7 protein-coding genes and 1 tRNA gene are annotated in these 14,235 nt (G+C 70.8%); 1 reads left to right on the top strand and 7 read right to left on the bottom strand.

Going from position 1 to position 14,235, the window contains the following annotated elements; translation table 11 throughout:
- Window positions 1-74 precede the first annotated feature (74 nt).
- Complete coding sequence (locus AB0D34_RS35675; RefSeq protein WP_362669371.1) at window positions 75-2,987, top strand: SpoIIE family protein phosphatase; 2,913 nt, start codon at window positions 75-77, stop codon at window positions 2,985-2,987.
- Window positions 2,988-3,014: 27 nt separating this feature from the next.
- On the opposite strand, the gene AB0D34_RS35680 is transcribed toward AB0D34_RS35675, so the two are convergent.
- From AB0D34_RS35680 to tmk, 7 genes are all read right to left on the bottom strand, one after another.
- Window positions 3,015-5,453 carry a xanthine dehydrogenase family protein molybdopterin-binding subunit gene (locus tag AB0D34_RS35680; RefSeq protein WP_362669373.1) on the bottom strand — a complete coding sequence of 813 codons (2,439 nt, stop codon included), beginning with the start codon at window positions 5,451-5,453 and terminating at the stop codon, window positions 3,015-3,017.
- On the bottom strand, window positions 5,453-6,055 hold the full coding sequence (locus AB0D34_RS35685; protein ID WP_362669376.1) for a (2Fe-2S)-binding protein: 603 nt from the start codon (window positions 6,053-6,055) through the stop codon (window positions 5,453-5,455). The genes AB0D34_RS35680 and AB0D34_RS35685 overlap by 1 nt, the downstream gene beginning before the upstream one ends.
- On the bottom strand, window positions 6,052-6,936 hold the full coding sequence (locus tag AB0D34_RS35690; protein WP_362669378.1) for a xanthine dehydrogenase family protein subunit M: 885 nt from the start codon (window positions 6,934-6,936) through the stop codon (window positions 6,052-6,054). The genes AB0D34_RS35685 and AB0D34_RS35690 overlap by 4 nt, the downstream gene beginning before the upstream one ends.
- Before the next feature lie 725 nt (window positions 6,937-7,661).
- Window positions 7,662-7,738, bottom strand: a tRNA-Thr gene (locus AB0D34_RS35695).
- 106 nt (window positions 7,739-7,844) lie between these two features.
- Window positions 7,845-9,464 carry an alpha/beta hydrolase gene (locus AB0D34_RS35700; RefSeq protein WP_362669380.1) on the bottom strand — a complete coding sequence of 540 codons (1,620 nt, stop codon included), beginning with the start codon at window positions 9,462-9,464 and terminating at the stop codon, window positions 7,845-7,847.
- An 82-nt stretch (window positions 9,465-9,546) separates the two neighbouring features.
- A complete protein-coding gene (locus tag AB0D34_RS35705; RefSeq protein WP_362669383.1) occupies window positions 9,547-10,767 on the bottom strand; it encodes a DNA polymerase III subunit delta' in 1,221 nt (406 codons plus the stop codon).
- Window positions 10,768-10,918: 151 nt separating this feature from the next.
- A complete protein-coding gene (tmk, locus tag AB0D34_RS35710) occupies window positions 10,919-14,152 on the bottom strand; it encodes a dTMP kinase (protein ID WP_362669386.1) in 3,234 nt (1,077 codons plus the stop codon).
- Window positions 14,153-14,235: the final 83 nt, after the last annotated feature.

Raw genomic sequence — 14,235 nt, forward strand, 5'->3', positions numbered from 1 at the left:
GGTGGGGCATTCCACGGCGGGGCTTCACACGCGACCTTTCAGGAGATGCGGTGACGGCTGGGAACGCGAGGCCCATGAGCCGCATCGAGCAGCCGGAGGCGATGCGGCTACGGTTGCTGGCAGCCAGCGACCACGATCTGTCGATGGCCGAGGCACTGAACGTGGCCCTTCAGCAGGTGACCGCTGACCTGGGTGGCCTCGGCGGCTTGGTGCACTGGCGCGACACCGGTTCTGATCGGTTGCGCTTGGTGGCGGCCAGCGGACTTGCGCCGGAACTCGCCGGGGCATGGGCGAATCTCCGCGCGGACGAGGACGTGCCCCCCGCACGCGCCTTGCGCAGCGGCGCATTCGTCTGGGTGGCCGAGGACAGCCTGGGGATCGGGGCCTCCGGCACTGCGGCAGTGCCTCTGCTGGGTACCAGCGGGCGAGTCGGTGCGCTGTCCGTGCTCATGGCAGGGCCCGACGAGCCGGATCCCGCGCAGCGGTCCTTTCTCGGCTCCGTGGCGGTGTGGGCGGCCGGACACCTGGAAAAACGTCACGATACGCCGTCGGGTGTCGTCTCGGCGCCCGGGGAGCCGCCGGCGATCGACTGGCCCGGTAGGGAGATGCCCCGCGCGGTTGCGATCAGGCATTGGGAGTACGACGCCGCGACCGGTTCCGTAACGCTCACCCAGCCGGTCATCGACATGTCCGGCGAGTCGCTGCAAGCGTTCGACGAGAGCGCGGACCTCTGCCGGCACCTTCCGGGCATTGAGGATCTGCCGACGTTCACGGCCGACATCCGTGAGGCGTACGACAGCGGGACGGCGCACGACACCGAATACCGAGTGCACCACAGCGACGGCACATTCGGGTGGGTGCGAGCGCGCGGCCACATGGTGCCGGGTGAGGACGGCATCTCTGCCCATATGGTCGGCACGCTGTGGGGCCCGGCTCACCCACATGCCACGGGGGATCCGGCCGTCGCCGCCCTTCGTGACATGGACGAAGGATTCCTGGCGGTCGACGAGGACTGGCGGATCACCTTCGTCAACGAGGAGGCCGAGCGTCTCCTCGGCCCCGGCCGGACGATGCTGGGCAGCGCTCTCTGGGATATTCCCGTAGGCCGCGCACCCGGTCTCGAAGCCCAGTGCCGGCGCGCGTCCGCCGAAAGGAAGCCGATCGGTTTCGATCTCCACGGGCCGACCGACCAGCGCGTCCGCCGTGTCCGGCTGGTCCCCTTGCAGGGCGGCGGGCTGACGATCTACTTCGTCGGCGTCACCGACGAACGACCAGAGGGAGCCGATCGATCGGTCGGCGAGCGAAGCGAGATGGGGGTCCCCCCTGCCGGAGGCTGGGGGAGGGTCGCGGCTGGGCGAACCGCCCGGATGAGTGAACTGACGGCGGCGCTGGCCGAAGCCGTCACATCCAGCGACGTGGTAAAGGCCGTTGCGGAGCGTGTCCTGCCGCCCTTCGGCGCCGACGGGCTGGTGGTCAACGCGCTTGAGGGTGGCCGGCTGCACGTGGTCGGATCCGTCGGATACACAGAGGAATTCCTACGCCAGATCAGCGGGATCTCGCTCACGAGCCACATGGCGATCGCCGAAACGCTCCGCACCCGCACTCCCGGATTCGTCGAGTCGCCTGCCGAATATGTTCAGCTCTATCCCCAGTTCGAGGGCTTTGTGGCCGCGTCGACCAAGAGCGCATGGGCGTTCCTGCCTCTCATCGCCTCCGGGCACGCGATCGGTTGCTGTGTTGTCTCCTTCTCTCGGCCGCGCTCCTTCAGCGAGGAGGAACGCACCCTGCTGATAGCCCTGAGCGGGCTGATCGCGCAGGCACTGGATCGGGCCCGGCTGTACGACGTGGAGCACACCCGCGCCCAGGAACTCCAGCGCAGTCTGCTCCCCAGGACGCTGCCCTCCCTGCCGGCCGTCTGCGCCGCCGCTCGCTACATGCCCGCGGGGAAAGGCGAAGAGGTGGGCGGTGACTGGTACGACCTGATCCCGCTGTCCGGCGATCGGGTCGCCATCGTGATCGGCGACGTCATGGGGCACGGCATCGCCGAAGCAGCCGTCATGGGGCAGCTGCGTACGGCGGTCCGCGCCCTTGCCGACCTCGAACTGGGTCCGGACGAGCTGCTCAGCCACCTCAACGAACTCGTCTCCGACCTCGGCGACGACAAGTACGCCACCTGCTCCTACGCCGTGTTCGACCCTGTCACCTGTATCTGCTCGCTCTCCTTGGCCGGTCATCTCCCGCCTGTCATCGTCCATCCCGATGGGACGGTCCACTGCCCGGAGCTGGCCAGCGACCCGCCGCTGGGCGCCGCCGAACCTCCCTTCGAGACGCACGAGCTGCACCTGCCGGACGAGAGCCTTCTCGTGTTCTGCACGGACGGCCTCGTCGAATCCGCCACCCGGGACATCGACAAGGGACTGGCTCAGCTCAGGCAGACGCTGACGAAGGCTGTGGCCCGGCCCTCGTTCTTCCCGACCGGCACCCAGCACGGTGACACCAGGCGCCTCGATGACCTTTGCGACGTCATCGTCTCGGCTTTGCTGCCCGACCGGGAGCAGACCAACGACGACGCGGTCCTCCTCGTGGCCCACACCCGAGGCACACCTGTCGACAGCGTCGCCTCGTGCAGCCTTCCGGACGACCCGCGGGCAGCCGGCCAGGCCCGGGAATACGTCCGCAGCCAGCTGGCCGTCTGGGGTCTGGACGATCTCGCCATGACCACCGAGCTCCTGGTGAGCGAATTGGTCGGCAACGTGATCCGGCATGCCAGCGGCCCCATGCGCGTGCGCCTGCTGCGCAGCCGGTCGCTGATCTGTGAGGTCTATGACGGCAGCCTCACCAGCCCGCGCATCCGGCGCGCCGCATACACCGACGAAGGCGGCCGGGGCCTGCACCTGGTGGCCGCGCTCTCTCAGCGGTGGGGCACTCGCCATCTCGACGAGGGCAAATGCATCTGGACCGAGCAGGACCTTCCGCTCGCGCATTGATCTGCCGACCGGCGCCGGTGGCGGACATCAGCCCGCCTCCGCCCGGACGGTGCCGGCCTGTACCGCTGCCACGATGTCCGAGGGCTTGACCGGTAGCTGCCGAACCCGCATCCCGTACTCCCGCAGGGCGTCGTCGATGGCCGCCGACACGGCCGCCGGGGCCACCATGCGGCCGCCCTCGCCGCCGCCCTTGATGCCGTACTCGGTGAACGGCGAAGGCGTCTCGACGTGCCCGATGCGGAACGGCGGGACCTCGCCCGCGGTGGGGATCAGGTAGTCCCTGAAGGTCGAGGACAGGAACTGCCCGTCCTCGTCGTAGGCCAGCTCCTCGTAGAGCGTGGTCCCGATGCCCTGCGTGGCGCCGCCGGTGACGTGGCCGCCCAGGCTCTTGGGGTTCACGATCGTCCCGGCGTCGTGCACGGCCACGTAGTCGAGGAAGGAGGGGATCCCGGTGTCGGGGTCGATTTCCAGGACCGCGATGTGGCAGGCATGGCCCATGATCGGGTAGAAGACGCCGAAGTCCGAGCCGTCCGGTGCCGGCAGCGTCGTGTACGGATGGTCGTAGGTGTAGGACTCCTCCAGTCCGCTTGTCATGCCCTCGGGCAGGCTGAGCGCGAAGAAGTAGGCGGTGCCCGCGAGCTCCGCGAGGGTCAGCCCGGTCTCCGGGGCGTCTCTGACCTGCACGCGCGCGTCGACGAGTTCGAGGTCCTCCGCGGGCACTTCGAGGGTGTGCGCGGCGATGTGGATGAGTTTCTTCCGCAGCTTGCGCGACGCGCCCCGGATCGCACCGGCCACCATGACGGTGTAGCGGCTGCCGCCCGGGCCCGTGCTGGGAAGCGCGTGGGCGGAGTCGGCATACCGGACGTTGACGCTCTCCGGCGGGATCCCGAACTCCTCGGCGAGGACGGTGGCGCCCACCGTCTCGGGGCTGTTGCCCCACATCGACTGGCAGTGCAGCAGGAGTTGGAACTGCCCTGTGGGGTCGATTGTCACCGTCGCGCTCTCGGGGCTGGAGGTGACGGGCAGGACGGGCTTTTCCACCAGGGACCAGAACTCGGTGGAGCTGAAGACGCTGCGCTCCTGGGTGGTGGCCAGGCCGATGCCGACGCAGCGGCCCTCATCCGCCCGCAACCGCTTCTGTTCGGCGCGCCACCTGTCCAGGTCGATCATCGACAGTGCCTTGTCCAGCACGGCTGGGTAGTCACCGCTGTCGTAGACGTTGCCGCCGGGGATCGTGTACGGGAACTGGTCGGGCTGGATGAAGTTGCGGCGGCGGATCTCCTCCGGAGCGAGCCCGAGCCGGGCCGCCCCGCGGTCGACCAGCCGCTCCAGCACCCAGTTGTGCACCTCGGAGCCGAAGCCGCGGTAGGCGCCCTGCTGGCACTTGTTGCTGAGCACGGCCCGCAGTCGGTACCTCACGTCCCGGAACCGGTAAGGGCCGACCACCTGGGAGAAGGCGTTGCCGTGGTGGCCGACGCCGAACTGCATGTAGGCGCCGTAGTCGTCGACGACGTCGATGTCGAGACCGACGATCGTGCCATCGGCACGAAAGCCCATGCGGGCTTCGTAGAAGCGGTCGCACCCGTGGTGGTCCGAGTTCACCAGGTGGTCGATCCGGTCCTCGACGTACGACACCGGGCGACCCACCCGCAGGGCCAGGAAGCCGGCGAGGGTGGGTACCTTGTGCGCGGCGAGCTTGCTGCCGAAGCTGCCACCCGCCGGGACCGGCTTCATGGTCAGCTTGTTCGACGGAAGCCTCAGCGCGCCCGCGATCAGGAAGGCGAAGTAGCTGAAGTTGAGCGAGTTGCAGTAGATCTCCAGTACGCCGTTGAAGCCGGGCTGGGCCACCGCGCCCGCGGTCTCCATCGGTATTCCGGCGGAGCGGCCCCAGTGCAGGGTGTCCTCGACGACGAGGTCGGCCCCGGCGAACGCGGCGTTCACATCGCCGAACTCGAAGGTCCGCTCGCAGCCGATGTTGCTGCCGTGCTCCTCGTGCAGCACGGCGGACTGGGGCTCCATGGCCGCCATGGGATCGGTGACCGGCGGGAGGTCCTCGTAGTCGACCTCCAGCAGGTCCACGCCGTCCTCGGCGAGGTACCTGCTCTCCGCGACGACGGCCGCCACGGCCTCGCCGACGTAGCGGACCTTGTCCACGGCCAGCGGGTACTGCGCGATGGTGGCCGGGCCGAAGTTCATACAGGGGTTCATCTTCGCCTTGCAGTCCTCGCCGGTGAGCACGGCGACGACTCCCGGCAGCTTCAGTGCCTCGGTGGCGTCGATGGACCTGATCCACGCGTGCGGTACGGGGCTGCGCAGGATCGCGGCGTGCAGCATGCCCGGCAGTCTGAGGTCGGCGATGTACCCGCCGCGGCCGACCAGCAGCCGAGGGTCCTCGACCCGCTTGCGGTCCTTGCCGATGTACCTGTAGCCGGACTTCTGGGCGGTGTCCGTGTGCTCGGTGGTCATCAGGAACGACCTCCCGCGGCACCGTCGGCCGCCGCCTCGCCGCGGTCGGCCTCGACCTCCCCCACTCTCGAGTCCGCTCGAGCGGGGGGACCCCCATCGTCGCGGAGTCTGGCGCCGGCGGACTGGACCGCGTTGACGATGTTCTGGTAGCCGGTGCAGCGGCACAGGATCCCGGAGATCTCGTGACGCACCTCGGCATCGGTCATCTCACGACCGGTCTCGATGATCTCCTTGGTGCGCAGCACCATCGCGGGCGTGCAGAACCCGCACTGCAGCCCCTGCTCCTCGGCGAAGGACTCCTGGATGGGGTGCAGCTCCGTCGGGTCGACGGACAGGCTTTCGACGGTCTCGACCGCGTGCCCGTCCCCCTGGACGGCCAGCATCAGGCAGGAGCGCACGGAGTGGCCGTCGAAGAGGACGTTGCAGCATCCGCACTCGCCGTGCTCGCATCCGAGATGCACGCTGACCAGGTCGAGTTCGTCGCGCAGGAAGTCGGCGAGCGTGGTGCGCGTCGACACCTCGCGGGTCACGCCCCGCCCGTTGACGTGCATGGTCACGGTCCGGCGGGCAGTGCCGTACTTGGCGGCGGTCGAGGTCGTCACTTCCCGTTGCTCCTCTCGTGGGCGCGTGCCACGGCCGCGGTGATCGCGCGCGACACCACGACGGAGGCGAGGTGCCGGCGGTAGGCGCGCGTGGCGTGCAGGTCGTCCCCCGAGGTCACCGAGGGAACGATCTCCTTGGCGGCCCTGGCGATGTTCTCCTCGGTCGGGGCCTCACCGATCAGTGCGCTCTCCACCGCGGAGGCGCGGACCGGCGTGTCGGAGATACCCAGGACGCCGACGGAGACGGAGGTGAAGCGGCCGTCCTCGTCGAGGTTCACCACCGCGGTGGCGCCGGCGAGCGCGAGGTCGCCCACGCGCCGGGACACCTCCACGAAGCCGTGGCCCGCGGTCCACGGCGTCACCGGGTAGCGGATGGCGACGAGGACCTCCTCTGGCTCCAGGGCCGTGGTCATCCAGCCCTGGAAGAAGTCCTGGGCCGCGATGGTGCGGGTGCCCGACGGCCCGTGCACGACCACCGTCGCGTCGAGCGCCACCGCCGTGCACGGCAGTTCGGCAGCGGAGTCGGCGTGCGCCAGGCTGCCGCCGACCGTGCCGCGGTGGCGGTTCTCGATGTGGCCGATGTAGCCGGTGGCCTCCGGCAGCAGCGGAACCAGTTCGCCGACGAGCGGGTGGTCCTCCAGCTCGTACTGCCGAACCCCGGCGCCCACCTCCAGGATGTCGGCCCGGCGCTCGATCTTCTGCAGGTCACCGATCTTGTTGATGTCGATCAGTGCCTCCGGCCTGGCAAGCCGCATGTTGAGCATGGGGAGAAGGCTCTGTCCTCCCGCCAGGACGAGGGAGTCCTTGCCGTACTCGCTCTTGAGCGCGACGGCCTCATCGACGGATTCGGGATCGCAGTACGTGAATGGAGGCGGCTTCATCGCCTGTCCTTGGTTGCGGCTCCTGGGAAGGAGCAGGTGACCGGGCCCGGAGCCGAAGGCGGCTGCGGACGGTTACCCCGAGATTGCGTCGCGCGATTCGTCAGGTGATTGTGGGTGCCCCACAGGCTCCGAGGCGGTATACGCGGATGCCCATGGGCCCTCCGGCCCTGGGCGGGGTCCGAGCCATGCGCGGGTACGTAGGGGCAGTCATCGAGGTTCACGACGAATGGCCTCCTGTGTGCTGTGTGCTGTGTACGACACACATCCGCACCGGCCCGGTGTCACTGCCGTTCTCCTTCTAGTGCACCACACCTGGCGCAACGACGACGAAGTGTCCCGAAACGCTCGCGGGCCTGGTCCCAGCCTGTCGCCGACCTACCGACGGCCGACGCCGCCGAGCACGTACAGGGCCGTTTCGGACTCGCCGTGATGGTGACGCCTGTCTTCATACTCGCCGAGAGCACGACGGACAGTCCCTGGATCCCCGTCTTCTGCTTGTTCACAGCACCAGAAGTCGAGTGTGGCCTTGGCGCGGGAACAGCGACGCGCGATGGCCGCCGTGGCTGCCGCTTTGTCCACAAAACCCCAGGTCACAGACCTTGGCCATCGATCCTGAATGCGCTCCCCTTGCGCTCCCCTCCGCTCATGGGCATCCCACGAGCTGACCAACCATCAGGAGCGCAAGACAAAAGACCAGGCCAGAGGGCATCTGACCTGGTCTCAAGTGGAGCCGCCTTCGGGATTCGAACCCGAGACCTACGCATTACGAGTGCGTTGCTCTGGCCATCTGAGCTAAGGCGGCGCACTGTCCGCACCATGGTGCGGTCAGCAACGTCGGTAAGTCTACACAGTTTCGAGGGGTGCTCCGCACCAGCCCTCGGAGCCCCCGGGCAGCCCGGTCGGCAGGGCTACGAGCAGCGTTTCCCGTTCGTCGGAGGGGTTCCGCGGAGCAGGAACGCGTTGATCGCGGAGTCGATGCAGGAGCTGCCGCGGCCGTACGCCGTGTGGCCGTCGCCCTCGTAGGTGAGGAGGCGGGCCGAGGTGAGCTGGGCGGCCAGGGCTCGGGCCCAGCGGTAGGGGGTGGCCGGGTCGCGGGTGGTGCCGACCACGACGATCGGGGCCGCGCCCCGCGCCTCGATGCGGTGCGGCTCACCCGTGGCCCTGACCGGCCAGTACGCGCAGTTGAGGGAGGCCCAGGCAAGGCCCTCACCGAAGACCGGGGACGCCTTCTCGAAGGTCGGGAGCGCCTTTTCCACTTCCTCGGGGGTGTCGTACGCGGGCGGGAGGTCGAGGCAGTTCACGGCGGCGTTGGCGGCCATCAGGTTGCTGTAGCGGCCGTCGGCGTCCCGCTCGTAGTAGCTGTCGGACAGGACGAGCAGGCCCGCGCCGTCGTTCTCCCGCATCGCCGAGGTCAGCGCCTCACGCAGCTGCGCCCAGGAGCTCTCGTCGTACATCGCCGCGATCACACCGGTGGTGGCGAGGGCCTCGCCGAGCCTGCGGCCGTCCGCGTCGCCGGTGGGGATCGGGTGCGCGTCCAGCTTCCCGAAGAACGCCTTGAGGTTCCGGCCGACCTCCGCGGTCGTCGTGCCCCTTGTGCCGAGCGGGCAGTCCGGCTGCTGCACGCAGTCCTTCGCGAACGACTGGAACGCCGTCTCGAAGCCCGCCGTCTGGTCGAGGTTCAGCCGGCGCGCGGGCAGCGAGGGGTCCATCGCGCCGTCCAGCACCAGCCGTCCCGCCCGGCCGGGGAACAGCCCCGCATACGTCGCCCCGAGGAACGTCCCGTACGACGCCCCCACGTAGTTCAGCTTCGCGTCGCCCAGTGCCGCCCGCACGATGTCCATGTCCCGGGCCGTCTCGACGGTCGACACATGCCGCAGCAGACCGGGCGAGTGCGCACCGCAACTCTCCGCGAACCTCTTGTAGGCGTCGACGAGTTCGGTGGTCTCGTGCGCGTCGTCGGGGGTGCTGTCCGTCTGGGTGTACGTGTCCATGCCCCGCCCGTCGAGACATTCGACGGGCTCACTGCGGGCGACTCCCCGCGGGTCCACCGCGACCATGTCGTACCGGGCCCGGACCACCGCGGGGTAGCCGATACCGGCGTACGCCTGCAGGTAGCTGTTGGCCGAGCCGCCGGGGCCGCCCGGGTTCACGAACAGCGACCCGAGGCGCTCCCCCGGTCCGGTGGCCTTCTTGCGGGCGACGGCGAGCCGTACGTCCCCGTCGGCCGGCTTGTCGTAGTCGAGCGGCGCCTTCAGTGTGGCGCACTGGAAGCCCGGGGCCCCACAGCTGCGCCAACGCGGCTGCTGTCCGTAGTACGGCGCGAGGGCGGCCGGTGTCGCCTGCGGCAGAGCGGCCAGCGCCACCTCTGCGGCCGAGGTGGCCGACCTCGTCGAGGCGCCCGCGGAGCAGGCGGTGACGAGCAGCGCGGCGACCGCGAGGAGGGCACCACCGGTGCGGGCGGTGCGTGCCCGTGCCCGGCGGACGGGAAGCTTCCGGCTGGTGTGGCGGGCGTTTCGCCTGATGTGCATCCAGCGAGCGTAACTCTGCGCATTGGATCAGATGCCCTACGTGAACGATCCGGCCCGTACGAGTGACATCGTCAACCTGTGATCACTGGGCGGCTGCCCAGCCCGCTCTGAGCGCCATCGTCATCGCCTCCACCGCGAGCAGCGGGGCCACATTGCGGTCGAGGGCCTCGCGGCAGGCGCCGATCGCCTCGATACGGCGCAGCGTGGTCTCCGGGGAGCTCCCGCGCGCGAGCCGCTCCAGGGCGTCCTCGGCGTCCGCGTTGGCGATCGCCACCCGCGAGCCGAGCTGGAGGGCGAGGACGTCGCGGTAGAAGGCGGTGAGGTCGGTCAGGGCAACGTCGAGGCTGTCGCGCTGCGTACGCGTTCTGCGGCGCTTCTGCTTGTCCTCCAGGTCCTTCATCACGCCGGCCGTGCCGCGTGGCATCCGGCCGCCCTGGACGGCGCCCATGGCCGCCTTCAGCTCCTCGGTCTCCTTGCCGTCCATCTCCTCGGCGAGCTGCTTGGCGTCGTCGGCCGCCGCGTCGACGAGTTCCTGCGCCGCCTTGAGGCAGCCGCCGATGTCCTCGACGCGCAGGGGCAGCTTCAGCACGGCGGCGCGGCGCTCGCGCGCGGCCGGGTCGGTGGCGAGGCGGCGGGCCCGGTCGACATGGCCCTGGGTGGCGCGGGCGGCGGCCATGGCGGCGGCGGGCTCGATGCCCTCCCTGCGCACCAGCATGTCGGCGACCGCCTCGACGGAGGGGGTGGACAGGTTCAGGTGCCGGCAACGGGAGCGGATCGTCGGCAGGACATCCTCGATGGACGGGGCGCACAGCAGCCACACCGTCCGGGGGGCGGGCTCCTCCACGGCCTTGAGGACCGCGTTGGCCGACTTCTCGTTGAGCCGCTCGGCGTCCTCGACGAGGATGACCTGCCAGCGGCCGTTCGCCGGTGAGGTGAACGACTTCCGTACGGTGTCCCGCATGTCGTCGGCGAGGATCTGGGTGCCGACGGCGGCGACGGAGGTGACGTCGGCGTGGGTGCCGACGAGAGCGGTGTGGCAGCCGTCGCAGAACCCGCAGCCGGGTACTCCCCCGAGAGCCCGGTCCGGGCTGACGCACTGCAGCGCGGCGGCGAATGCCCTGGCCGCCTGGTTCCGTCCCGCCCCCGGCGGACCCGTGAACAACCAGGCGTGCGTCATCTTCGACGCCTCGGGCGGCGGCGCGTTGGTCGCGGCGGCGGTGACCAGGGCGTCGGCGTCCCGAGCGGCAGCGCCGAGCTGCTCACTCACCCTCTCCTGGCCGACCAGGTCGTCCCATACGGTCATGGGTCACGCCGCCCTTTCGTCATGCTTCGCGGTACGAGGCCCATTGTGCGGGCGAGCACTGACAACGGCCGACGGTCAGTTCCCGGCTGCGGCCGGGTGGGGGGCCAGCCACGACGCATCCGCACCCGCACCCGCACCCGCACACCGACCGCTACCGCCCCCGACGCCGCCCCCGACGATCGTCTCCGTACTCCTCGTCATGCGGCCCGAGCAACTCGTCGGCCAGCGAAGGCAGATCGTCCAACGGCGTCTCCTCGGCCCAGTCCGACCGAGCCCTCCGCCGAGGTGTCCCCTTCTCGTCGACCTGCGGCAGCTCCCGCGTCCGCTCCTCGTCCCGGAAGTACCCCGGCGGCACCCGATCCGAGGGCCCGTCCCCAGACACCGGAGGCAGCACAGCCGTCTCATCAGCCGAGCCCGGAGGAACAGGAGGCAGCACAGCGGTCTCGTCGGCCGCCCCCGGAGGAACAGCCGGCAACACCGCCGTCTCGTCCGCCGCCCCCGGAGGAACCGGCGGCTGTGGCAGCTCGGCCGTCACCTCGGAGTCGGCGTCACCAGAACCGGAACCGGAACTGGAACTGGAACTGGAACTGGAACCAGACTCACCGGAGCCCGACGCACCGCCGTCCTCCTCCCCCTTGTCCATCCGGATCCGAGGCAGCACAGCCGTCTCGTCCGCCGGCCCGCCCGACGCGTTCGTCGGCGTCACCACAGGGGTGGGAACGGTCGCCGCATCCAACCCCGCCGAAGGACTCGCGGCCTGCTTGGGCCCCGCTTCCGCCGCGGCGGCCGCGGACTCGGCGAGCCGTCGCGCCTCTTCCGCCCGCAGCAACGCCTCCTCGGCCTTGCGCTGCTTCTCCAGCCGCCGCGCCTCGGCCTCGGCACGCAACCGTGCCTCCTCCTCGGCCCGCTTGCGGGCGGCCTCTTCCTGGGCCTTGCGCCGTGCCTCTTCCTCGGCGCGCGCCTTCTCCTCGGCGAGCAGCCGCGCCCGCTCCTCCTCGGCCCGCCTGCGCGCTTCCTCGGCCCGCAGCCGGGCCTCCTCCGCCTGCCGCTCGGCCTCGCGCCGCTGAGCCTCCTCCAGCTCGCGCCGCTTGCGCTCCTCTTCCTCCGCCTTCAGCCGCGCGAGCTGCTCCTGGCGCTCACGCTCCAGGCGCTCCTCCTCGGCCTTGCGCGCGGCCTCTTCCTCGGCCTTGCGGCGCGCCTCCTCCTCGGCCTTGCGGCGAGCCTCTTCCTGCTCGCGGATCTCCTGCTCGGACAGCGGCAGCATCTGGTCGAGCCGATGCCGTACGACGGTGGTGACGGCCTCGGGCTCCTGCCCGGCGTCCACGACCAGGTACCGCCCGGGGTCGGCCGCCGCCAGGGTGAGGAACCCGGACCGCACGCGCGCGTGGAACTCCGCCGGCTCCGACTCCAGCCGGTCCGGCGCCTCGGTGAACCGCTCGCGGGCGATCTCGGGCGAGACGTCCAGGAGGACGGTGAGATGCGGCACCAGACCGTTGGTCGCCCAGCGGTTGATGCGGGCGATCTCCGTCGGGGACAGGTCACGCCCTGCGCCCTGGTAGGCCACCGAGGAGTCGATGTACCGGTCGGAGATCACCACCGCGCCGCGCTCAAGGGCGGGCCGGACCACGGTGTCCACGTGCTCCGCGCGGTCCGCCGCGTACAGCAGCGCCTCCGCGCGGTGCGAGAGGCCGGTGCTCGACACGTCCAGCAGGATCGACCGCAGCCGCTTGCCGACCGGGGTCGCCCCCGGCTCGCGCGTGACCACGACCTCGTGTCCCTTGGCCCGGATCCACTCGGCGAGCGCCTCGGCCTGGGTGGACTTCCCGGCCCCGTCCCCGCCCTCCAGAGCGATGAAGAAACCCGAGGAGGCGGGCACCGTCACCGGGTCGTCGCCGCCCAGCAGCGCGTCCCGCAGGTCGTGCCGCAGCGGTACGCCGGACCGGTCGTCGACCTTGGCGAGGACCAGCGCGGCCACCGGCAGCAGCAGCGCGCCGACCAGCATCAGGACGAACGCGGCGCCGCCGTGCGCGAACACGAACTTGCCGTTCTCCAGCCGGTGCGGCCCGATCGCCGCGGCGACCACGGGCGCGACCAGCGCGCCGAGCGCCACACTGACCCGTACGACCGCGTGCAGGTGCTCGGTGGTCCGCGCCCGCCGGTATTCCTCGGTCTCCTGGTCGAGCAGGGTGTGCCCGGTGTTGGCGGCCACACCGGCGCCGATCCCGGCCAGCACCTCGATCAGCAGCACGGTGGTGAGGTCCGGGACGAGCCCGGCGGCCAGCAGGGCGATGCCGGTGAAGGCGATCGCCAGCGCGAGCAGCCGGCGCCGCGAAAGCGAGACCAGCACCCTGGGCGCCGTACGGACACCGACCACGACTCCGCCGGTCAGCGCGCCCACCATCAAGCCGTACGTCACCGGCCCGCCGCCCAGGTCCTTGGCGTGCAGCACGGCGACGGCCACGGCGGCCGCGATCGCCCCGGCGACGGCCGCGCAGGCCGGCACCAGCAGCGGGATCGCGCCGGTACGGCCCTTGTCGACGCCGGTGGCCGTCTTGGGGCGGCGCAGCCCCTCCAGCGGCGAACGCGCGCGCGGGGTGCGGGTGTCGGGCAGTTCGAGGAAGGTCAGCACCGACAGAGAGGCGGCGAACAGGCCGGCCGCGACGTACGAGGCGAGGGCCGCCTGGTGCTGGCCGAACCAGTCGAGGCCGGCGCCCAGCACGTTGTTGAGCAGGCCCGCGGCGACGAGCGCGGCGGCGGCCAGCGGGATCACCACGAAGGTGGTGCGCAGCGACAGGCGGCGCAGGGCGTCCAAGTGGTCCGGCAGCGGTCGTACCGTCGCCCCCTCCGGAGGAGGAGCAGGGAGCAGGGCGGGCGCCGCGCTCTCGCGGCACACGGTCCAGAAGCGCTCGGCGACCCCGGTCACGAAGGCGGTCACCAGGAGCACCGCCAAGGCGTTCTCCGGCGTCCAGTCGATCCACAGCGGGGCGACGATGAGCAGGGCGACCCTGAGTCCGTCGGCGCCGACCATGGTCCAGCGGCGGTCGAGCGGACCCTCCTGCGAAGTGAGCGAAGTCAGTGGGCCGAGCAGGACGGCGCCGAAGAGCAGCGTCGCCAGGATGCGCGTACCGAAGACGGTCGCCACTGCGAACGCCACGCCTCGGTAACCGCCGCCGAACGAGCCCTGGGCGATCGCCGCCTGGAGGGCCAGCAGCACCAGCACGAAAAGCGCGAGGGTGTCGCCGATCCCGCCCACGAGTTGGGCGCTCCACAGGCGTTTGAGCTGGGGCCTGCGCAGCAGGGCGCGGACGGCACGCTCGCGGGAGTCCGCGACCAGGGCGTCGTCGGGGGCCGGGTGAGGGGCCGTAGGCTGCTCGGCACGGGTCATGCATTCAGCCTATCGGGAGCCACCGACAGCCCGGGGCGCCCGTCCTGACGTGCGCACGTCCCGACACCAAAGTGATGCCGGGA

The sequence above is a fragment of the Streptomyces sp. NPDC048420 genome (assembly GCF_040651535.1).
Classification (GTDB): domain Bacteria; phylum Actinomycetota; class Actinomycetes; order Streptomycetales; family Streptomycetaceae; genus Streptomyces.